A 20840-nucleotide genomic window follows, 5' to 3' on the forward strand; every position below is an offset into this window, starting at 1 on the left:
GGGGGATCTCTCGCATGGCTAAGCACGAACATACCTATCGCATATCGGTCGAGTGGACCGGCAACCGCGGCACCGGCACCTCGGCCTATCGTGACTATGGACGCGATCACCTGATCCGCGCGGACGGCAAGCCCGACGTGCCGGGCTCGTCCGATCCCGCCTTTCTCGGCGACGCGAAGCGCTGGAACCCCGAGGACCTGCTGGTGGCCTCGCTGTCGGCCTGCCACAAGCTCTGGTACCTGCACCTGTGCGCCGAGGCCGGTATTGCCGTGCAGGCCTATGTCGACGAGGCCGTCGGCACCATGATCGACAGTCGCGAGGGCGGCAGCTTCACCCAGGTGGTGCTGCGTCCGCGCGTGACGATCCGCGCCGGCGACGATGCCGAGCGCGCGGCTGCGCTGCATCACGATGCGCATCGTGCCTGCTACATCGCCAATTCGATGAATTTCCCGGTGACTTGCGAGCCCGTGATCGAGCACGCACCGGGCTGATCACAGGTTTCGGATAACGAAGGAATCCGGCGTGCCGCCTCGCCGGATGAGACCCGGAGCGGTTGCGCAAGGGAAGAAACGCACGCGCCCTGAACAGGCGCGTGCCGGATGAAGCGGCCTTCGATCAGGCGCCGTGCAGCGGCAGGATCTCGATCCAGTTGGCGCCCTTGCCGCATTCGATGCGGGTGGCGGGCGTCAGCGCACCGGTGGCCGCATCGACACGATACAGCGAGATGGACGTCGACAGCTCGCCGCTGGCCGCCAGCAAGGAACCATCGGGCGAGAGGCGGATGCCGCGCGGCTGCGGCTCGGTCTCGATGCAGCTCGCGTAATGCAGCTTGCGGTTCTCGTCGACGCGGAACGTGATCAAGCGGTTCGCGGTGCGCTCGGTGGCGAACACGAAGCGGCCGTCCGGCGAGACCTGCAGGTCGGCGGCCCAGATCACGGGCGAGGTCGGCGCGGGCGGGCGCGGCGCGCCGTGCGCCAGGTGCGCGATGCTCGGCGCGAGATCCGATTCCACCGGCTCGCCGAGTTCGCCCGTCACCGGATCGCGCGGAATCGCCAGCACGGTGCCGTGGAATTCGCCGATCACATAAAGCGTCGCGCCGTCCGGCGCGAGGCGCAGATGGCGCGGCCCGAAGCCGGCCGGCGTGGCCAGCTCGCCGCGCGCGATCAGCGCGGCTTCCTCGCCGGCGCGCGCGATGCCGTAGAACAGGACGCGGTCGGAGCCGAGCGAGGCCGCGTAGACATAGCGGTCGTCGTCGGAAACGATGATCGAGTGCGCGTTCTGGATCCGGTCGATGAACTGCAGCGGCGCGCCGTCGCCGCTCTCGACACGTTTCGCATCCCACACGAACAGCCGGCTGCCGCCGTAGGAGGCGCCGAACAGCAGGCGTCCCGCGCGATCGACCGACAGATAGGCGAGGCTCGCGTCGATCGGCGTCGAGAAGCGCTGCGTGAGCGTGCCGTCGGCGCCGATGTCGTAGCCGACGATGGTCGGCTGCGTGCCGCGCGTCGCGACATAGAGCCGGCGGCCGTCGTGCGTCGGCGCTTGCGGCATCACCACGCTGCCGGCCGGCGTGCGCGCGATCGGCGCGAGGCGCGCTTGCGCGGCATCCAGGTGATAGACGGAGAGATCGCCGTCCTCGGCGTTCGAGACGGTGACGAGGTGGGTGGGGGACAGCGCTGTGCTCATCGGGATCGCGGAAGGAGTCGTGAATGGGACGTGACGGACGACGCTCGCTTGGGCGGGGGCATCGTCCCGTAAGTGTTACGTCATCATATGACATCGCGAAAGGCTGGCGCAATCGCCGAGGCCGACAACTCAGCGTAAACGCGGAGATTGTCCCGGTGTGTCGGGGAAAGACGGGGCGAGCGGGGGGCGTTTGGCCCTTGGTTGTACGACAACATGGGCTCGATTGAGCGAAGAAGGCGCCGCGGTGCCGAAACCGCGCCCGCCTTCCGGCTTGCCCGCCCTCAATCCATCGCGACCGGCTTGCCCTCGTAGCGCGCCGCGTCGCTGCCGTCGTCGGCGGCGGTCAGTTCCTCCAGCGCGAGCCCGCGCGTCTCGATGCCGAGCCAGGCCACCGCCAGCGCCGCCACCACGAAGGACAGCGCGCCGAGCGTGAACACGCCGCCCTGGCCGAACAGCGGCAGCACCACGCCCACCGCATACGGCCCGATCAGCGAGCCGACGCGGCCGATCGCCGAGGCGAAGCCCGAACCGGTTGCGCGCGCACCGGTGCCGTAGAGTTCGGGCGTGTAGGTATAGAGCGCGGCCCACATGCCGAACAGGAAGAACTGCATCACCAGCCCGGTGCCGATCAGCAGCGCGACGCTCTGGCCGTGCAGGGCCGTCTGGCCATAGACGTAGGCCATCACGCCGCCGCCCACCAGCGAGGCGATGGTGGTCGGCTTGCGGCCCCAGCGCTCGATCAGCCAGGCCGCGCAGAGGAAGCCCGGCACGCCGCCCAGCGAGATCAGCACGGTGTAGAGCACCGACTGCGTGACGGCGTAGCCGGCTTGCTGCAGCAGCGCGCCGAGCCAGGAAGTCAGGCCGTAGAAACCGAGCAGGGCGAAGAACCACAGCAGCCAGACCATGGTGGTGCGGCGTCGGTAAGGGCCGCTCCAGATCTCGCGGAACGCGCCGCGGCCGCGCGCGGCAGGTGGCTCGGCCAGCCGCGACGGTGCCGGCAGCCGGCTCAGCCCGGTCGAGCGCATTACCTTGGCCTCGATGCCGTCGAGGATCCGGTCGGCCTCCGCGACGCGGCCATGATGCTCGAGCCAGCGCGGCGATTCGGGCACCAGGCGGCGCACCACCAGCACGAACACGGCGGGGATCGCGAGCAGCGCGAACACCATGCGCCAGCCCAGCGCCGGCAGCACGAAGTACGACACCACGCCGGCGCAGATGAAGCCGAGCGGCCAGAAGCCGTCCATCAACGCGATCAGGCGGCCGCGCTTGGCGGCCGGCACAAATTCGGAGAGCAGCGTCTGCGCGACCGGGAATTCCATGCCCATGCCGATGCCGAGCAGCACGCGCCAGGCGATCAGCGCCTCGACGCTCTGCGCGGTCGAGCACAGCCAGGAGGCCGCGCCCCACAGCACCATGCTCCACTGGAACACCGGGCGGCGCCCGAAGCGGTCGGCCAGCAGCCCGGCCACGGCCGCGCCCAGCACCATGCCGAAGAAGCTCGCGCTGGCCACCAGGCCGGCGGCCGCGGTGCTCAGGCCGAACTCCTTGCGGATCGAGCCGAGCACGAAGGTCATGGTGCCGAGGTCGACCGAGTCGAAGAAGAACGCGATCGCGACGATCACGAAGATCAGCTTGTGATAACCGGAGAACGGCAGGCGTTCGAGGCGGGCGGCGGCGCTGGCGCGCGCGGCGCAAGGAGCGGGAGGGGCGGAAGGGGCGGCGGCGGGCATGGCGTCCTCTGGCAGGGGCCGGCCTCGGAACGAGGCGGCGCCGTGTCAGTAGACGTGGCCATTAATCCCCGCCATAGAACGAATTCGGCATCGCACTGGAACAGGCGCGCCATGGCCGCGGCGCGCCTCGGTGTCGCGGGCGAGGCTTATTTCTTCAGGCGATAGCCGGTGCGGAAGATCCAGGCCACCACGAACAGCAGGGCCACCAGGAAGGCCAGCGTCATCGCCAGGCTGATGCCCACGTGCACGTCGGCCAGCCCGAAGAAGGCCCAGCGGAAGCCGCTCACCAGGTAGACGATCGGGTTGAACAGCGTGACCACGCGCCAGAACGGCGGCAGCATGTCGACCGAGTAGAAGCTGCCGCCGAGGAAGGTCAGCGGCGTGACGATCAGCAGCGGCACCAGCGAGAGCTTCTCGAAGCTGTCGGCCCAGATGCCGATCACGAAGCCGAACAGGCTGAAGGTGATCGAGGTCAGCACCAGGAACAGCACCATCCAGGCCGGATGCAGGATGTGCATCGGCACGAACAGGCTGGCGGTGATCAGGATGATCACGCCCAGGATCACCGACTTGGTGGCGGCCGCGCCCACGTAGGCGGCCACGATCTCCCAGTAGGACACCGGCGCCGACAGCACCTCGTAGATGGTGCCGGTGAAACGCGGGAAGTAGATGCCGAACGAGGCGTTCGAGATGCTCTGCGAGAGCAGCGACAGCATCACCAGGCCCGGCACGATGAAGGAGCCGTAGCTGATGCCGTTCACGGCGCTGATGCGCGAGCCGATCGCCGAGCCGAACACCACGAAGTAGAGCGAGGTGGAGATCACCGGCGCGATGATGCTCTGGGTCAGGGTGCGGGCGGTGCGGGCCATTTCCGCGCGGTAGATCGCGCGAATCGCATGGAAGTTGGTCATTCGTTGTCCTGTCGGGCGGTCAGGCGGGGGTGGCGGTTTTCGAGGCGGTGCGGCCGCTGTCGATCAGGCTCACGAAGATTTCCTCGAGCGAGCTCTGCGAGGTCTGCAGGTCGCGGAAGCGCACGCCGGCCTCGGCGAGCGCGCCGAGCAGGGTGGCGATCGCCTGCTCGCGTTCGGCCTCGTAGGTATAGACCAGCTCGTTGCCGTCCTTGGCCAGCTCGAGGCGGAAGCCCGCCAGCGCGGCCGGGATCGCGGCCAGCGGCGCGTCGAGCTGCAGCGTGAGCTGCTTCTTGCCGAGCGAGCGCATCAGCTCCGTCTTCTCCTCCACCAGCATGATCTTGCCGCCGTTGATGATGCCGATGCGGTCGGCCATCTCCTCGGCTTCCTCGATGTAGTGTGTGGTGAGCACGATGGTCACGCCGTCGGCACGCAGCTGGTCGACCAGCTTCCACATGTCGCGACGCAGCTCGACGTCCACGCCGGCGGTGGGTTCGTCGAGGAACAGGATGCGCGGCTCGTGCGAGAGCGCCTTGGCGATCATCACGCGGCGCTTCATGCCGCCCGACAGCGTGATCAGCTTGCTGTCGCGCTTGTCCCACAGCGAGAGGTCCTTCAGCACCTTCTCGATATGGGCCGGGTTCGGCGCCTTGCCGAACAGGCCGCGGCTGAAGGAGACGGTGTTCCAGACCGATTCGAAGGAATCGGTGGTCAGCTCCTGCGGCACCAGGCCGATCATGGTGCGCGCGGCGCGGTAGTGGCGGGCGATGTCGTGGCCGCCCACCGAGACGCTGCCCTCGCTGGGCGTGACGATCCCGCAGATGGTGCTGATCAGGGTGGTCTTGCCGGCGCCGTTGGGGCCGAGCAGCGCGAAGATCTCGCCGCGGTGGATCGAGAGGTTGACGTCGTCGAGCGACTTGAAGCCGGACGCGTAGGTTTTCGACAGATGGGAGACGGTCAGTATCGGTTCTTGGCTCACGGTCGAATCGGGGCGGTGCGGCGGCCGGCGCGCGCGGGGGAGCCGCGCGGGCACCGGAGCCGCCGGTGTCGGGAACGCTATGGTACCAATCGCGCTATGGATATGCGCGAGACAGGATAGCGAGGTGAGGGGGAAGCGTTCGATTCGGGCAGGGTAGCGCGAATCGATGACGGGAAGTGCGGGTTGGGGAAAACAATCCCCGTCGATGCGGGGAATTTGTTTGTCAGTGGCGGCGAATGCGATTCGAAACGATGCGCCGGCGCAGCTTCAGCGCGCGCCCTCGTGCCGGCTGCGGACGATCATCAGGATGCCGGCCCCGGCCACCGCGGCGCCGAACAGCATGCGCCAGCTCAGCGGTTCGCGGAACATCGCCCAGGCCCACACCAGGGTGACGGCGGGGCTCAGGAACAGCACGCTCGACACGCGCGCGGACGAGGAGCGCTTCAGGCACAGCCAGTAAAGGCCGTAGCCGCCGAGCGTGGAGAGGATCGCGGTCCACGCCATGCCGGCCGCGAAGCCCCAGGTGGGCACCGGCCTCAGGCTGCCTTGGGCGCCCTGCAGGAACAGGAAGAGGATGCCGGTCACCACGCAATGCAGCCACAGGGCGGCGATCGGGTTCAGATGGCCGGCCCCGGTGGAAAGCCGCTTGCGCCAGACCGCGGCGCCCGCCAGGCACAGCATGCCGGCGATCGGCAGGCCCAGCGCCCAGATGGGCGCGGCGCCGAGCCGGAAGGCGTCGCGGCTGGCCAGGAGCACGCCGACCACGCCCAGCACCAGCCCGGTCCAGACCCCGGCCGGGCTGCGTTCCCTGAAGACCAGGGTGGAGATCAGCACCGTGCCGACCGGCAACAGATCGGCGATCAAGGCCGAGAGGCCGGCCGACACGCCGAACTCGATGCCCTTGGCCACGCCGGCCAGATAGCCCCCCATCGCCATTGCGCCGATCGCGGCCTCGCGCAACAAGGTGGCGCGCGACGCCGAGCGTATCTCGCGCGCCACGAACGGCCAGAGGCCGATCGACAGCACGACGCAGCGCCAGAACACCATCAGGTAGATCGGCGCGTAATCGGCGGCGAAGCGCAGGCCGACGAAGCCGGAGCTCCAGGCCAGCACCATCAGGCATTCGAGTATCGGCAGCGGGATCTGGCGCGCTTCGAGGCTCGCGGCGCCAGGGGCGAGGCAGGATGGCTCGGCTTTGTTCATGCACCCAGCCTAAGTGCCCGACGTCGATTAGAAAATCAAAATATACTAGCCGAGTCGTTCAATAAACTTGAACCATATGGACACCATTCTCGACATCGAGCTGCTGCGTACCTTTCATGCCGTGGCGCGCCTGGGCAAGTTCCGCGCGGCAGCGGAGCTGGTGCACAAGAGCCCGGCGGCGGTCAGCATCCATATCCAGCGGCTGGAGGCCGTGGCGGGCGGCAGGCTGCTGGAGCGGGACAACCAGAGCGTCACGCTGACGGCGCTGGGCAAGCGCCTGCTGGCCAGCACCGGCGAGTTGCTCAGCGCGCATGACCGCGTGCTCCAGGAGATTCGCGGGAAGTCGGTGGCGGCGCGCATCGTGCTCGGGTTGCCCGATGAATACGCGGCGCACGTGATCCGGGACCTGCTGCCCGGGTTCTCGGCGAGCTGGCCGAACGTGGTGATCGAGATCCGCACCGGGCCGAGTTTCGAGCTGCGGGAGCTGGTGGCGCGAGGCAAGCTCGACCTGGCCTTGGTGGTGCAGCCGATGCAGGCGCATCGGCGCGCGGATCTCCTGACGGTAACCACGCCGGTCTGGGCTTGCAGCCGCGCCTTCGTGCTCGATGCGGATCAGCCGCTGCCCTTGGCGCTGTATGCCGAGCCTTGTCCGTATCGCCTTGCCATGACGAGCGCGCTCAAGCAGACCGGCGCGGCCTGGCGCGTGATCATCGAAAGCGCGTCGAGCCAGGCCATCAATGCCTGCGTGGAGGCGGGGCTGGGGGTGACCCTGGTGGATCGGGCGCGTGTCACGTCGCGCATGCGCGTGCTCGATGGACTGCCGCCGATCGACGAGCACGAGATCATCCTGATCCGGAATCCGGAAGGTGACGAGAAGGAAGCGATTGAATTATTGGTCGCGACGTTTCGGGAACAGTTTCGTTTGCATGCTCCCGATTGAACGGCACGTCGTCGTGCGTCACGAACATCCGAGGTGTAGAGAACCCGACCCGACGTACGGCTTCCTCGAGTTCCACTTCCCGCGGATCGGTCTGAGGCGGCTTCAGGCTGGCTTCGATGCCCGCCAGGGCGAGTTCGCGGGAAACGCGCCGATGGATTCTCCACGCAACAAACGCAGGACGACAGCACGTTTGAACATGACAAAATTTTTCTGAAAAAAATGCCCGGGTAAACCCAGGCGAACAGTTCAAACCACGATCAGGGGCAATCGCCATGGATCAACTGGCATTCGAGGCCAATTGGATGATGCTCAAGTCGCTATTTTCCAGATGCCTGCTTGCCCGTCATCCGAATAATCCGGAAGCATCCTACCAGGTCGCTTGTTGAGCGATGGCGCCGGCGTTGGCCTGCTGCGATACCTGCGTGATAATCTGGCTCGCCGCGGAGAATGAGGTATTCATGTAAATTTTCGTGAAGGAATGGCCCAGCATATCGTAGTCAAGGTGCAGATACATCCAGAGGTTCGGCGGCAACGCGGTCTTGCCGAGGAGGGGGATCACGAGGTCCGACGTCGAGGTCAGGTAGCTGGAACCTGGTAGCAGGTAACGCGCGGCATTGCCGACATTGACCGTGCTGACGTTGCCTCGTGCCTGCGCAAGCTCGGTGATCAGCACATTGGCTCCGAAATTGGCGTACAGAGTGCCCTGCGAGTGGCCCACCAGCACGATTTTTCGGTTTTGCTTCAGATACTCGCGGTATTGCTTCAGGTGCTCCGGTAATTCAGGAATTTGGTTGTTGCTGAGGATATCGATATATTTCTGCTTGAGCGCCGCATCCATGCCATTGGCCGGAACGCTGCCGCCGTCAATCATCCGCCAGAAGTCAGCCGGACTCGAACCCTCGATCCACTTTTGCTTGAATACCTGATAGATGTCCCACAACACACCGTCGCTTGCATTGTAGGCGTTTCCGTAGACGTAGGCGTTGTTTGCATTGCGCGCATTCATCTGGGTCTTGAGGACCTGCAGGCTCGCGACGGCATCGTCAAAGGAGTTGTTGATGCCGTTGACGAAGACGATCGCGGTATTCGACGGGGCGGTCGAAATGGCCGGCGCCGCATTCAGCTGCATGGAGTAGGGCAGCGCGAGCAGCGATCCGGAAATCATCAGGCTGACTAATTTTCTCATCGGAGAGCGTCCTTTGGTGAGGGAAGGGCACGGCAAGGGGGTGCTCAGTTCTGCCGCAAGCTCGGATCGAAGCGGCAGGGCCGGGCACCGGGATCGTTGAAATACTGGCCGCCGGCCAGCGATTGAAAACGGATATAGGCCTGCGTGTCGGCCTCCGTGTCGAGCATGACCGCCCGCGTGTTCTTGATCCGGTCGAGCATTGCCTGCTGGTCGACGCCGGATTTGGCGAGCACGCCCTGGCTCAACGCGCAGGCGATGCCCTCGGCGATGGCATTGCCGGCTTCCTTCGCATCGGCGGGCGTGTGAACCTCGTGAATGGCCTGGCGCCAGCCCTGGGCGATCTGCGTGAGCGCCTCGCGGGTGACAGCCGAGTTCGCGTATTGGGTGGCGATATGCTCGGTGACTCGGGCCGGAAGGGGCGGCGGGGGGCGGCCTTGCCCCACGGCCGATGACGATACGCCGGAGAACGCGTTAGCCATCGGCGCATCGGCCGGCGGGTCGATATGGGTGGGCCGATCGGCCGATGCCGAGGTCTCTCTCGCCACGATCGCGAAACACAAGCATGCCAGCAGCCCTGCCGCGAGTATCGCGGCAACGACGTATTTCCAACGCATTTTTTGTCTCCCACGATTTCTTCTTTGTTGAGAATTTCACTGAATCTTTAAAATTGAATCGGGTGCCTCGCTATTCGACAGGGTTCAAAAAACCAATAGGGTCTGGGCATCAGTCGAGATGGGTCCGAGAAGGGAGCGATCTTCACGCTACATTTTTTGCGAATCTATAAGAAGAATCCGAGGCGTCACTTCCAGTCGCGAGGCCACCCAAACAAAAAAAAGCGCCACTCGCCTTGAAAGGCGAGTGGCGCTCCACATTCCAGCCGCTCAGCGCGGGCTCAAACCAATTCCACCGCCCTCAAGGGCTTCCCACCCCGTGCCGGTGCACCATTCGCCACGAAGTATTTCGCTGTCGACCTCGCCAGCGGTGCCTTGCCGCGAATCCGATCCGCGATCTTCTCCGCGATCATGATGGTCGGCGCGTTGAGATTGCCGGTGGTGATGATCGGCATGATCGACGCATCCACCACCCGCAGCCCCTCGATGCCGTGCACGCGGCCCTGGTGATCGACCACGGCCATGTCGTCATAACCCATCTTGTTCGAGCACGAAGGATGGAAGGCCGTTTCCGCGCGCTGCCTGACGAAGGCATCCAGCTCCGCATCGCTCTTCAGGTTCGCGCCCGGGTTCAACTCCTCGCCGCGATAACGGTCCAGCGCCGGCTGCCGCATGATCTCGCGCGTGGCGCGGATCGCGTCGCGGAACTCGCGCCAGTCGAGCGCCTCGGCCATGTAGTTGAACAGGATGCTCGGATGCGCGTTCGGATCGCGCGACTTCAGCTTCACGCGGCCGCGGCTCGGCGAACGCATCGAGCCCACGTGAGCCTGGAAGCCGTGCATCTCGATCGCGTTCGAGCCGTTGTAGTTGATCGCCACCGGCAGGAAGTGATACTGGATGTTCGGCCAGAGGTCGTCGTCGCGCGTGCGGATGAAGCCGCCCGCCTCGAAATGGTTGCTGGCGCCCAGGCCGGTGCCGTTCAGCATCCATTCCAGGCCGATCTTCGGCTGGTTCCACCATTTCAGCGCCGGGTAGAGCGAGACCGGCTCCTTGCAGGCGTACTGGATGTACATCTCCAGGTGATCCTGCAGATTGTTGCCGACGCCGGGCAGGTCCAGCACCACCGGGATGTCGAGTTCCTTCAGCCAGGCGCCGGGGCCCACGCCCGAGCGCTGCAGCAGTTGCGGCGAGGCGATCGCGCCGCTGCACACCAGCACCTCGCGGCGCGCGTGCGCGGTCACGGGCTGGCCGCCGCGCAGGTAGGTCACGCCGGTGGCGCGCTTGCCGGTGAACAGCACGCGATCGGCCACGGCGTGCGTGACGATCTCGAGGTTCGGCCGCGCGCGGGCCTGGTCGAGGTAGCCGCGCGCGGTTGAAGCGCGGCGGCCCTTGGGCGTGACGGTGCGATCCATCGGCCCGAAACCTTCCTGCTGGTAGCCGTTCAGGTCGTCGGTGCGCGGGTAGCCCGCCTCGACGCCGGCTTCCACCATCGCCTCGAACAGCGGATTCACGCCCGGCTTGCTGGTGGTGACCGACACCGGGCCGTCGCCGCCGTGATAGTCGTTGGGGCCGACGTCGCGCGTCTCCGCCTTGCGGAAGTAGGGCAGGCAGTCGAGGTAGGACCAGTCTTCCAGGCCCTGGTGGGTAGCCCAGTTGTCGTAGTCGAGCGCGTTGCCGCGGATGTAGCACATGCCGTTGATCAGCGAGGAGCCGCCCAGGCCCTTGCCGCGCCCGCATTCCATGCGGCGGTTGTCCATGTGCGGCTCGGGATCGGTCTCGTAGGCCCAGTTGTAGCGGCGCCCCTGCAGCGGGTAGGCGAGCGCCGCCGGCATCTGCGTGCGGAAGTCGAAGCGGTAGTCGGGGCCGCCCGCTTCCAGCAGCAGCACCGTGACATCGGCGTCCTCGGTCAGCCGCGTCGCGAGCACATTGCCGGCCGAACCGGCGCCGCAGATGATGTAGTCGTATTCGCGCGTCGTCATGACTTGGCTCCTTTCTTGGCTTGTTTCAGAACACGGGGTTGTAGCGGCCCAGCTCGACTTGCACCGACTTGATGCGCGTGTAGTGCTCGAGCGTGGTGATGCCGTTCTCGCGGCCCACGCCCGATTGCTTGTAGCCGCCCACCGGCATCTCGGCCGGCGATTCGCCCCAGGTATTGATCCAGCAGATGCCGGCCTCGAGCCGGTGGATCGCGCGGTGCGCGCGCGACAGGTTCTCGGTTACCACGCCCGCGGCCAGGCCGTAGTCGGTGGCATTGGCGCGCTCGATGGCTTCCTCCTCGGTGGTGAAATCGAGAATGCTCATCACCGGCCCGAAGATCTCCTCGCGCACCACCCGCATCTCGTCGCGGCATTCGGCGAACACCGTCGGCGCGACGTACTGGCCGTTCGCGAAGTGCCCTTGCGTCAGGCGCTCGCCGCCGGCCAGCAGCTTCGCGCCCTCGGCCTTGGCGCTCTCGATGAAGCCGAGCACCTTGTCGAGCTGGGCGGGGCTCACCAGCGGGCCGAAGTTGGTGGCCGCGTCGGACGGCTTGCCCACCCGGATGCGCGCCACGCGCTCCAGCACGCGCGCGATGAAGGCGTCCTTCACGGCGCGGTCGACGAACACGCGCGTGCCGTTGGTGCAGACCTGGCCGGCGCTGAAGAAGTTGGCGGTCACGGCGATATCGGCGGCGCGCTCGAGATCGGCATCGGCGAACACGATCAGCGGAGACTTGCCGCCCAGCTCCATGGTCACTTCCTTCAGCGAGGACGCGCCGGCCAGCGACATCACCTTCTTGCCGGTTTCCACGCCGCCGGTGAACGACACCTTGGCGATGCCGGGATGGGCCGTCAGCATCGCGCCCACCGCGCCGTTGCCCTGCACCACGTTGAACACGCCGGCCGGCACGCCGGCCTCGGTATAGATCTCGGCGAGCTTGAGCGCCGACAGCGGGGTGACCTCGCTGGGCTTGAAGATCATCGCGTTGCCGGCGGCCAGCGCCGGCGCGGTCTTCCAGCAGGCGATCTGGATCGGGTAGTTCCAGGCGCCGATCCCGGCGCACACGCCGAGCGGCTCGCGCCGCGTGTAGACGAAGGATTCCTCGCGCAGCGGGATCTGCAGGCCCTCGATCGCGGTGGCCAGGCCCGCGTAGTACTCGATCACGTCGGCGCCGGTGACGATGTCCACCGCCAGCGTCTCGGCGATCGGCTTGCCGGTGTCGCGCATCTCCAGCTCGGCCAGCTCGTCGTTGCGCTCGCGCAGCAGCTCGACGGCGCGGCGCAGGATGCGCGAGCGCTGCATGGCGGTCATCGCGGCCCACACGCGCTGGCCCTCGCGCGCCGAGTCCACGGCGCGCTGCACGTCGGCCTCGCCGGCCTGCTGGATGGTGGCGAGGTGCTCGCCGGTGGCCGGATCGAAGCTGTCGAAGGTGACGCCGCTGGTGGCGTCCACGTAGGCGCCGCCGATGTAGAGTTTTTGCAGACCGTAGACCGTCATGAAGTTCTCCTGATCAGTGAGCAGCGAGGCTCGGCGCCGCCGCTTGCGGCGCGAGCTGCTGGTCGATGTATTGGTTGGCGAGCCGCTGGGCGGTGCGGGTGTCGATCGGGCCGCCTGCCAGCGCGCCGCGCAGCCACAGGCCGTCGATCAGCGCGGCCAGGCCCACCGCCGCGTCGCGCGCGCGTTCGAGCGGCAGCAGCCTGGCGAACTCGGCGCACAGGTTCGAGTGCAGCCGCCGCGTATTGACCCGCTGCAGCCGGCCCAGTTGGGGCTGGTGCATGCTCTGCGACCAGAACGCGAGCCAGGTCTTCATCACCGGCGCGCTGACCTGGGTGTCGTCGAAGTTGGCGGCAACGATCGCGCGCAGCCGCTCGCGCGGCTCGGGCGCCGCCGCGCCGCGCCGGCGCGAGGTGGCGAGCCACAGATCGCGCAGCACGTGGCGCATGGTGGCCTCGAGCAGGCCGTCCTTGTCGCCGAAGTAATGGCTGACGATGCCCGTCGAGATCTTGGCCCGCTGCGCGACCAGGGCCAGCGTGGTGCCGGGCAGGCCGGCCTCGTCGATCGTGTAGAGCGTCGCCTCGATCAACTGCGCGCGTCGGACTTCGCGCATTCCGAGTTTGGGCATGGCGGGGAAGGTGGCTGGAGGACAGAAGGCCGCATCCTAGCTATTTTTTATTGAACGTTCAATCAACAAAAAACGGGATGGCGCCGCCATGCCCGCAAGCGGGGCGTCGAACTTGTCGGTTGGTCGAAAGAATTACCCGGAACTCGCTTGGGGCTCGGTCGGCGTTACCAATCCTTGGTCCGGAAAACAGAATGAGATGCTCTTGTAAAACAGTGAATTATGTTTAAGACGTTTGATTGGTGAAATTTTTTCGTATTCAAATTGGTCTGGAATCGTAAATTCGTTGCCTTGATGACAGTGATTGCGGCCGGTCCGACTCGGTTGTCGTTGCGCCCCGCCTTTGGAGGGCTCGGTTGCTGTCATGCAACAATGCGTCCAAATCGTTGACTGCAAAGAGGTCTATCGAATGATTCCGACCCGAAATGCTGCACCTGATAGATCTGACAGGACGGTGCCGGGCGTCTAGCACAAAAAATATGACAACGCCATGAAGGCCGTTTTTTCATGAGGATTTTCGAGGTAATTTTCCACGGAACATGGCTGTCGCAATGCAAATTCCCAACACTAAAATTAATCTGAATTGGTTGAATTTTTGTTGTCCCGCGTATTAGTATTCATACCCATGCAGATGTACCGGACGGTGCAATTTGTCAGTGATGGGGCAGCATCGAATCGGAAATAACGACACGCGTCTGAAGTCATTCTTACGAGGCGCCGGGGGCCACGAGGTTGTTGGGCGGAAAAATTTTCGCGTCAGACCGAGGGCGGCCGCATCGTCACGAGACGGTGAGGACTCCGGCACAGGGAAGTAGCCGCCACGCTGTTTGCCGCGTGGTCGTGTTACGGGGGGCGCGCTCGCGCGAGCGGCGCGTATCGCATTTGTTTGCCGGGTTCCTTGCCGGAGATATGCCATGGCTATCGAGAAACTGGTCGTTCCGCTGCCTAACGGCTTGAAGGTGTACGTCGAGCATCACGTCTTCGATCCGTCCTATCCGACGGTGATCCTCATCAATGGCGCGCTAGCGACCACCGCATCGTTCGGCCAGACGGTGCGCTATCTCGGTGAACGTCTCAACTCGATCTGTTTCGACCTGCCCTACGCGGGCCAGTCCCGGCAGCACAACACCAGCAAGTTCGTGCTGACCAAGGACGACGAGGTCGAGATCCTGCTCCATCTCTGCGAGCGCTTCAGCCCGAGCTACCTGCTGTCGGTCTCGTGGGGCGGGGTGGCGTCGCTGTTCGCGCTCGCGCGCGGCTGCCCGAGCGTGCAGCGCGCCGTGATCGCGTCGTTCTCGCCCTTCCTCAACGACGCGATGGTCGATTACGTGACGCGCGCGCGCGACCACATCGCGGCGGGCGAGAACCTGCACGCGGCGCAGTTGCTGAACGACACGGTGGGCCGCTACCTGCCGCGCATCATGAAGCTCTACAACTATCGCTACCTGACCAAGCTGCCGCGCGACGAGCAGGACCAGGTGGCCTTCCACGTCAACCAGATCCTCGAGATGCAGCCCGAGAAGTACCTCGACGAATTCACGCGGATCGGTTGCGGCGTCAAGTTCATCAACGGCGAGCTCGACGAATACACCACGCCGGCCGAGGTGCGCCGCCTGGGCGCCTATGTGCGCCGCGCCGAGTTCGAGACGATTCCCAAGTCCGGCCACTTCCTCGACCTGGAGGGGCGCCAGCAGCAGGAGAGCGTGCGCCGCGCGATACTCGGCTACTTCTGCGAGGAGCGCGGCGTCACCGCCAAGGACGGCGCCTTCGAGTCGCTCTCGCCGATGCCGGTGCTGTCCTGATCCACGGCGGTTTCCGTTGTTTTGCTTCCCGTCGCGAATGCGGCGGGCGAGCCGGGTGATGCGCCCGACTTGCCCTGATCGCGCGAGCGAGCGGGCAGGCGAGGCGACGGCTGCCGATGATTCCCTCCAGCGCAACACAGGCGGTGTCGATGTCGAAGATGATCATCACGGCGATCGGGTCGGCGGGTGATGTATACCCGCTGCTCGGCGTTGGACGCGCGCTCGCCGAGCGCGGGCACGAGGTCGTGTTCTGTACCCATCCGCAGTTCGAGGCCAGCGCGCTGCGCTGCGGCTTTCGCTTCGTGGCGATCGGCACCGCCGAGGAATACGCGCAGGCGATGGCCGATCCCGCGCTGTGGAACCCGCGTACCTCGTTTCGCACGCTTTGGGGCGTGATCGCGCCGTCGATGCGCCCGCATTTCGACAAGCTGTCCGAACTGATCGACCGGGACACGGTGCTGGTCGGCACGCTCTGGGCGTTTTCGGCGCGGCTGTTGCAGGAGTGCCACGGCACGCCCTATGTCTCGGTGCAGGTGTCGCCCTCCACCTTGCTGTCGGCGCATGCGCCGCCCACCCACAAGCGCCTGACGATTCCGCGCTGGCTGCCGCTGGGCGTGCGCGCCGCGGTGATGACACTGATCGAGCGCGGCGTGCTCGACAAGGTTTGCGGGCCGCGGCTGAACGCGTTGCGTGCCGAACTGGGCCTCGCGCCGGCGCGGCGCATCCTGGGCCGCTGGCTGCATTCCACCGACGGCGTGCTGTGCCTGTTCCCGGCCTGGTTTGCGGCCCCGCAGCCCGACTGGCCCGCCCGGCACCGGCTGGCCGGCTTCCCCTTGTTCAACGACATCGACGATCCGGCGCCCGATCCGGAACTCGAGGCGTTCCTCTCCTCGGGCGAGCCGCCGGTGGTGTTTACGGCCGGCTCGACGCTGGTGGATGGCGCCGGGTTCGCCGCGGCCGTGAACGCGGCGATGCGCGCCACTGGCGTGCGCGGCATCCTGATCACGCCCGATACGGCGCGCCGCGACGGCGAGCCCGATGCCTCGCGGTTCCTGCGCCGGCGCTACCTGCCGCTGCGCAAGCTGCTGCCGCGTTGCCGCGCGCTGGTGCATCACGGCGGCATCGGCACGGCCTCGCTGGCCTACGAGGCCGGCATCCCGCAACTGGTGATGCCGTCCGCGCACGACCAGTTCGACAATGCCCAGCGCGTGGCCGACAGCGGCTGCGGGCTGCGGCTCGATGCGCCGGTCGATGGCGCGGCCCTGTCGGCCGCGCTGGCGAGGATCCTCGCGGACGCCGGCATGGCCGGGCGCTGCGCGGCGATCCGCGCGAACATGGCCGGCGCGCCCGACGGCTGCGAGGAAGCCGCGCGCATCATCGAGGATTTCGCGCCGTCCGCTGCGCGTGCCGCCCGCGCGCCGGGTGCCGACGATGGCGCCGAACCGGCTTCGGCAGCCGTGTCGCCCGCCGCCGCCGGCCTGGCCGCCGTGCAGGCATCGCGCGCATGAGCGGCGTGCCGATCGCCGATGCGGCGCAGCCCGGCATGAGCTCCGCCTCGACGCTCGACGCGCCGGGCGAGCTGACGCGCGCCAGCGGCGGCGCCGCGCCGCCCGGCGAGGCCGAGCAGCCCATGCGCGGCGCGCGCCTGGCGCTGCTGACCTTCGCGCTGTCGCTGGCCACCTTCATCGAGGTGCTCGACTCGACCGTCACCAACGTGGCCGTGCCCTCGATCTCGGGCAGCCTGGGCGTGTCGAACAGCCAGGGCACCTGGGTGATCAGCTCCTACTCGGTGGCGGCCGCGATCGCGGTGCCGCTGACGGGGTGGCTCGCGCGCCGCTTCGGCGAGCGGCGCCTGTTCGTCACCTCGATCGTGCTGTTCACGCTGACCTCCCTGCTGTGCGGCATGGCCAGCGACCTGAACGTGCTGGTGGTCTGCCGCGCGATGCAGGGGCTGTTCTCCGGGCCGATGGTGCCGCTCTCGCAGACCATCCTGATGCGTGCCTTCCCGCAGGACAAGCGCACGCTCGCGCTGGCGCTATGGGCGATGACGGTGCTGCTCGCACCGATCCTCGGCCCGGTGGTGGGCGGCTGGATCGTCAGCAATTACTCCTGGCCGTGGATCTTCCTGATCAACCTGCCGGTCGGGCTGTTCTCGTTTACGGTCTGCGTCTCGCTGCTCAAGCCGGCCCGCGACGACGGCCGCGCCGGCCCGATCGACGTGGTCGGCATCGCCCTGCTGGTGATCGGCGTGGGCGCGCTGCAGGCCATGCTCGACCTCGGTCACGATCGCGGCTGGTTCGATTCGACGCTGATCCGCACGCTGGCCATGGTGGCCGCGCTGTCTATCGTCTCGCTGTTGATCTGGGAGCGCGGCGAGGCCCACCCGGTGGTGGACCTGAGCCTGTTCCGCGATCGCACCTTCTCGTTCTGCGTGCTGATCATCTCGCTGGGGATGATGGTGTTCTCGGTGGTGGGCGTGGTGTTCCCGCTCTGGCTGCAGACCGTGATGGGCTACAACGCCTTCCATTCGGGGCTGGCCGCCTCGCCGCTCGGGGTGCTGGCGCTGTTGTTCTCGATCCTGGTGGGCCTCTATTCGAGCCGCTTCGACGCGCGCGTGCTGGCCAGCTTCGGCTTCCTGGTGTTTGCCTGCGTGCAATGGCACAACGCGCATTTCTTCACGCTCAACATGACCTTCCTGCAGGTCATCACGCCCGGGTTGATCCAGGGCATGGGCCTGCCGTGCTTCTTCGTGCCGCTCACGGCGGCCACCCTGTCGCGCATCCCGGACGACAAGCTGGCGGCCGCCTCCAGCCTGTCGAACTTCCTGCGCACGCTGTCGGCCGCGTTCGGCACGGCGATGAGCGTGACGCTGTGGGAGAACCGCGCGACCTTCCACTACGACGTGGTCTCGCAGGCGGTGCGCAAATCCGATGGCAACACCCAGCGCTACATCGACGCCCTGCATGCCAGCGGCATCAGCGGCACGCGCGAGCTGCTGTCGATCAGCAACGTGGTGCAGAAGCAGGCCTACATGATGGCCACCAGCGACATGTACTTCATGGCCAGCATGACCTGCCTGCTGCTGGCCTGCCTGATGTGGATGACGCGCCCCAGGCGCGGCGCCGCGATGACGATCGGACATTGAGGGGAGCCGCGCCATGACCGCCAGCGCCGGGCCGCTCGCCAACGATACGGGGAACACCATGACACTCGGGGCATTGATCATCCTCTACCATCCGAGCGCGGCGCAGCTCGCGCGGATCGGCGAACTGGCGCGCGACTGCGATGCGCTGGTGGTGGTCGACAACACGCCCGGCGGCGATCCCGCTGCGCGCGCGCTGGCCTTGCGCGAGGGCATCGAGCTGATCGCGCACGGCAATCGCGGCGGCATCGCCGGCGCCTACAACGCCGGGCTCGCCGCGCTCTACGCGCGCGGCATGGATGCCGTGGCGCTGTTCGACCAGGACTCGAGCGTGCCGCCGCGCTTCTTCTCCACCATGCGCGAGGTCTGCGCCGGTTTCGGCGCGCGCGCCTTCCTGGCGGGCCCGCGCATCTTCGACGAGAACGAGCAGCGCTACCTGCCCGAGCTCGCCACCAACGGCGTGACCGTGCAGCGCCTGGCGATGCGCGCCGACACGCCGGCGCAACGCTGCGCCTTCCTGATTTCCTCGGGCAGCGTGATCTCGCGCGAGGCCTACGCGCGCCTCGGCCGCTTCGACGAAGCGCTGTTCATCGACCACGTCGATACCGAATACTGCTTTCGCGCGCTGGCGCGCGACGTGCCCGTCTACGTGGTGCCCTCGCTGGTGCTGCCGCATCGGATCGGCAACAAGCGCCGCCATCGCTTCGGCCCGTTCGAGATCTCGGCCATGAACCATCCCTGGTATCGCCGCTACTACAGCGCGCGCAACGCCGTGCAGCTCGGCATGCAATACGGCATGCGCTTCCCGGTGGCGATCGTGCCGAACCTGCTGACCTTGTGGCAGGTGGTGCAGATCGTGCTCTGCGAGGACGACAAGGGCGCCAAGCTCAAGGGCATCTGGTTCGGCATCGCCGACGGCCTGTTCGGGCGCCTCGGCTCGCTCGACGAGGCACGCCCCGGCTGGGCCGCGCGACTTGGCGAGAGGGTGCGCCACGGATGAAGCGGAGCTTCCTGCCGGCGCGTCCGGCACTCGCGGGCGGCGTGCTCGCGGCGATTCTCGCGCTGGCCGGCTGCGTGCCGTCCGGCTTCAAGACCACCGTGCAGCCGCGCATGCCCGGCGCGAATGCGCTGGCCGGCCTGGCCACGAGCGGCACCGCAGGGCAGCCGGCGGGTGCGTGGCCCGCGCCCGACTGGGTCAGGCAGCTCGGCGACGCGCAGCTCGACCAACTGGTGGCCGAAGCCTACGAGAACAGCCCGAACCTGCAGGCCGCCAAGGCGCGCATCGCGATCGCCCAGGCGCAGTTGCAGCAATACGACTCGATGACGGGGCTGGTCGGCACGGCCGGCGGCTCGGTCACCAAGGCGCGCGTGCCGCGCAGCGACGGCGTGGCCAACGTGCGCGCCGGCGGCGTGAACGTGCCGGTGGACCTGTTCAGCGACCCCGGCATCTCGTCCTCGTCGCTGTATGCCGGCTTCAACTACCAGATCGATCTCTGGGGGCGCAACGCAGCCGCCACGCGCGGGCTGCTGTCGAACCGCGATGCCGCGCGCGTCGACGCCGAGCAGGCGCGGCTCACGCTCGCGGTGGCGCTGGTCACGCTGTATTGCCAGCTCGACCAGGCCTATGCGCAGCGCGACTTGTTGCAGGAGAAGCGCCGCGCCAGCGACCAGATCGACGCGGTGCTGCGCGAGCGCGCGGCGCGCGGCATCGACAACGCCTACGACGCGAACGACGCCGCCATCAAGCGCGGACGTCTGATCAAGCAGCTCGCGCAGGTCGACGAGCAGATCCAGCTGGCCCAGGTGCAGATCGGCGTGATGACGGGCAAGGGCCCCGAGCGCGGGCTCGCGTTGAAGCGCCCGCATCCGGGCGACCTGGTCGATGCGCCCTTGCCGGCGCAACTGCCGGTGGACCTGCTGGGCCGGCGGCCCGACATCGTCGCCGCGCGGCTGCGCGTGCAGGCCGCGTTCTCGGCCGTCGACGGCGCCAAAGCCGATTTCTACCCGAACCTGAATCTCTCGGCGATCGGCGGGCTGTTCGCGCTGACGCCGGCCGGCCTGTTGAAGGGCCGCGCCTTCGGCGGCTCGATCGGGCCGGCCGTGACCCTGCCGATCTTCGATCGCGGCCGGCTGAAGGCGAAGCTGGCCGGCGACGTGGCCAATGCCGACCTCAGCATCGCGCTCTACAACAAGACCGTCGACGAGGCGCTGGGCCAGGTGGCCCGCCAGTTGACCCAGTTGCGCACCGTCGATACCTTGCTCGCCGAGCAGCAGCACTCGGTGGACGCCGCGCAGAAGATCGTCGACATCGCCGACGAGCGGCACCGCCGCGGCTTCGGCATGGAGAAGGACGTCAACAACGCGCGGCTGACCCTGGTGGACGAGCGCACCCAGTTGATCGACCTGATGGCCGAGCGGCGTGCCTTGCGCGTCGGGCTGATCGATGCGCTGGGCGGCGGCTTCGACGTCACGAAGCTGGCCGCGCCCGCGATCGCGCATGACGAGCTTGCTTTCCCCGCCCACGACCGACTCACCGATTCGCACTTCGACTGACCGC

The 20840-nt window shown here is 67.1% G+C and carries 17 protein-coding genes; 7 read left to right on the forward strand and 10 right to left on the reverse strand.

The window, feature by feature from the left end:
* The first annotated feature begins 14 nt into the window (after positions 1–14).
* Complete coding sequence (locus BM43_RS02375; protein ID WP_036054169.1) at positions 15–491, forward strand: OsmC family protein; 477 nt, start codon at positions 15–17, stop codon at positions 489–491.
* A gap of 124 nt (positions 492–615) precedes the next feature.
* On the opposite strand, the gene BM43_RS02380 is transcribed toward BM43_RS02375, so the two are convergent.
* The 5 genes from BM43_RS02380 to BM43_RS02400 all read right to left on the reverse strand — a co-directional run bounded on the left by BM43_RS02380 (position 616) and on the right by BM43_RS02400 (position 6506).
* Complete coding sequence (locus BM43_RS02380; RefSeq protein WP_036054166.1) at positions 616–1686, reverse strand: lactonase family protein; 1071 nt, start codon at positions 1684–1686, stop codon at positions 616–618.
* 281 nt (positions 1687–1967) lie between these two features.
* Positions 1968–3416 (reverse strand): MFS transporter, encoded by a 1449-nt coding sequence (locus BM43_RS02385; RefSeq protein WP_036054163.1) that lies wholly within the window; start codon positions 3414–3416, stop codon positions 1968–1970.
* A gap of 146 nt (positions 3417–3562) precedes the next feature.
* Complete coding sequence (locus tag BM43_RS02390; protein WP_013689514.1) at positions 3563–4327, reverse strand: ABC transporter permease; 765 nt, start codon at positions 4325–4327, stop codon at positions 3563–3565.
* Positions 4328–4346: 19 nt separating this feature from the next.
* Complete coding sequence (locus tag BM43_RS02395; protein ID WP_036054161.1) at positions 4347–5303, reverse strand: ABC transporter ATP-binding protein; 957 nt, start codon at positions 5301–5303, stop codon at positions 4347–4349.
* A gap of 267 nt (positions 5304–5570) precedes the next feature.
* Positions 5571–6506 carry a DMT family transporter gene (locus BM43_RS02400; protein WP_042283877.1) on the reverse strand — a complete coding sequence of 312 codons (936 nt, stop codon included), beginning with the start codon at positions 6504–6506 and terminating at the stop codon, positions 5571–5573.
* Positions 6507–6582: 76 nt separating this feature from the next.
* Between BM43_RS02400 and BM43_RS02405 the strand changes: the two genes are divergently transcribed.
* The gene (locus tag BM43_RS02405; protein WP_036054159.1) at positions 6583–7446 is read left to right on the forward strand and encodes a LysR substrate-binding domain-containing protein; all 864 of its coding nucleotides are present in this window, start codon (positions 6583–6585) and stop codon (positions 7444–7446) included.
* 367 nt (positions 7447–7813) lie between these two features.
* Here the strand turns inward: BM43_RS02405 and BM43_RS02410 are convergent, their stop codons facing one another.
* From BM43_RS02410 to betI, 5 genes are all read right to left on the reverse strand, one after another.
* Positions 7814–8632 carry an alpha/beta hydrolase gene (locus BM43_RS02410; protein ID WP_036054158.1) on the reverse strand — a complete coding sequence of 273 codons (819 nt, stop codon included), beginning with the start codon at positions 8630–8632 and terminating at the stop codon, positions 7814–7816.
* 44 nt (positions 8633–8676) lie between these two features.
* Entirely contained in the window at positions 8677–9246 is a 570-nt protein-coding gene (locus tag BM43_RS02415) for a hypothetical protein (RefSeq protein ID WP_036054156.1), read from the reverse strand.
* A 278-nt stretch (positions 9247–9524) separates the two neighbouring features.
* Positions 9525–11222: a choline dehydrogenase gene (betA, locus tag BM43_RS02420; protein ID WP_036054155.1), complete on the reverse strand. Its 1698-nt coding sequence runs from the start codon at positions 11220–11222 to the stop codon at positions 9525–9527.
* 25 nt (positions 11223–11247) lie between these two features.
* Positions 11248–12717: a betaine-aldehyde dehydrogenase gene (gene betB, locus BM43_RS02425; protein ID WP_036054153.1), complete on the reverse strand. Its 1470-nt coding sequence runs from the start codon at positions 12715–12717 to the stop codon at positions 11248–11250.
* Positions 12718–12730: 13 nt separating this feature from the next.
* Positions 12731–13342, reverse strand: coding sequence for a transcriptional regulator BetI (gene betI, locus BM43_RS02430; protein WP_036040480.1), 612 nt, complete (start codon positions 13340–13342; stop codon positions 12731–12733).
* Positions 13343–14253: 911 nt separating this feature from the next.
* On the opposite strand from betI, the gene BM43_RS02435 reads away from it, so the two are divergent.
* The 5 genes from BM43_RS02435 to BM43_RS02455 all read left to right on the forward strand — a co-directional run bounded on the left by BM43_RS02435 (position 14254) and on the right by BM43_RS02455 (position 20836).
* Positions 14254–15141, forward strand: a complete 888-nt coding sequence (locus tag BM43_RS02435) for an alpha/beta fold hydrolase (RefSeq protein ID WP_036054152.1) — start codon at positions 14254–14256, stop codon at positions 15139–15141.
* 149 nt (positions 15142–15290) lie between these two features.
* On the forward strand, positions 15291–16649 hold the full coding sequence (locus BM43_RS02440) for a glycosyltransferase (protein ID WP_036054151.1): 1359 nt from the start codon (positions 15291–15293) through the stop codon (positions 16647–16649).
* A 35-nt stretch (positions 16650–16684) separates the two neighbouring features.
* Positions 16685–18286, forward strand: coding sequence for a DHA2 family efflux MFS transporter permease subunit (locus BM43_RS02445; protein ID WP_036056905.1), 1602 nt, complete (start codon positions 16685–16687; stop codon positions 18284–18286).
* A 58-nt stretch (positions 18287–18344) separates the two neighbouring features.
* Positions 18345–19283 (forward strand): glycosyltransferase family 2 protein, encoded by a 939-nt coding sequence (locus BM43_RS02450; protein ID WP_036056904.1) that lies wholly within the window; start codon positions 18345–18347, stop codon positions 19281–19283.
* Positions 19280–20836 (forward strand): efflux transporter outer membrane subunit, encoded by a 1557-nt coding sequence (locus BM43_RS02455; protein WP_036054149.1) that lies wholly within the window; start codon positions 19280–19282, stop codon positions 20834–20836. Before BM43_RS02450 ends, BM43_RS02455 begins: the two co-directional genes overlap by 4 nt.
* Positions 20837–20840 lie beyond the last annotated feature (4 nt).

The sequence above is a fragment of the Burkholderia gladioli genome, from assembly GCF_000959725.1.
GTDB lineage: Bacteria > Pseudomonadota > Gammaproteobacteria > Burkholderiales > Burkholderiaceae > Burkholderia > Burkholderia gladioli.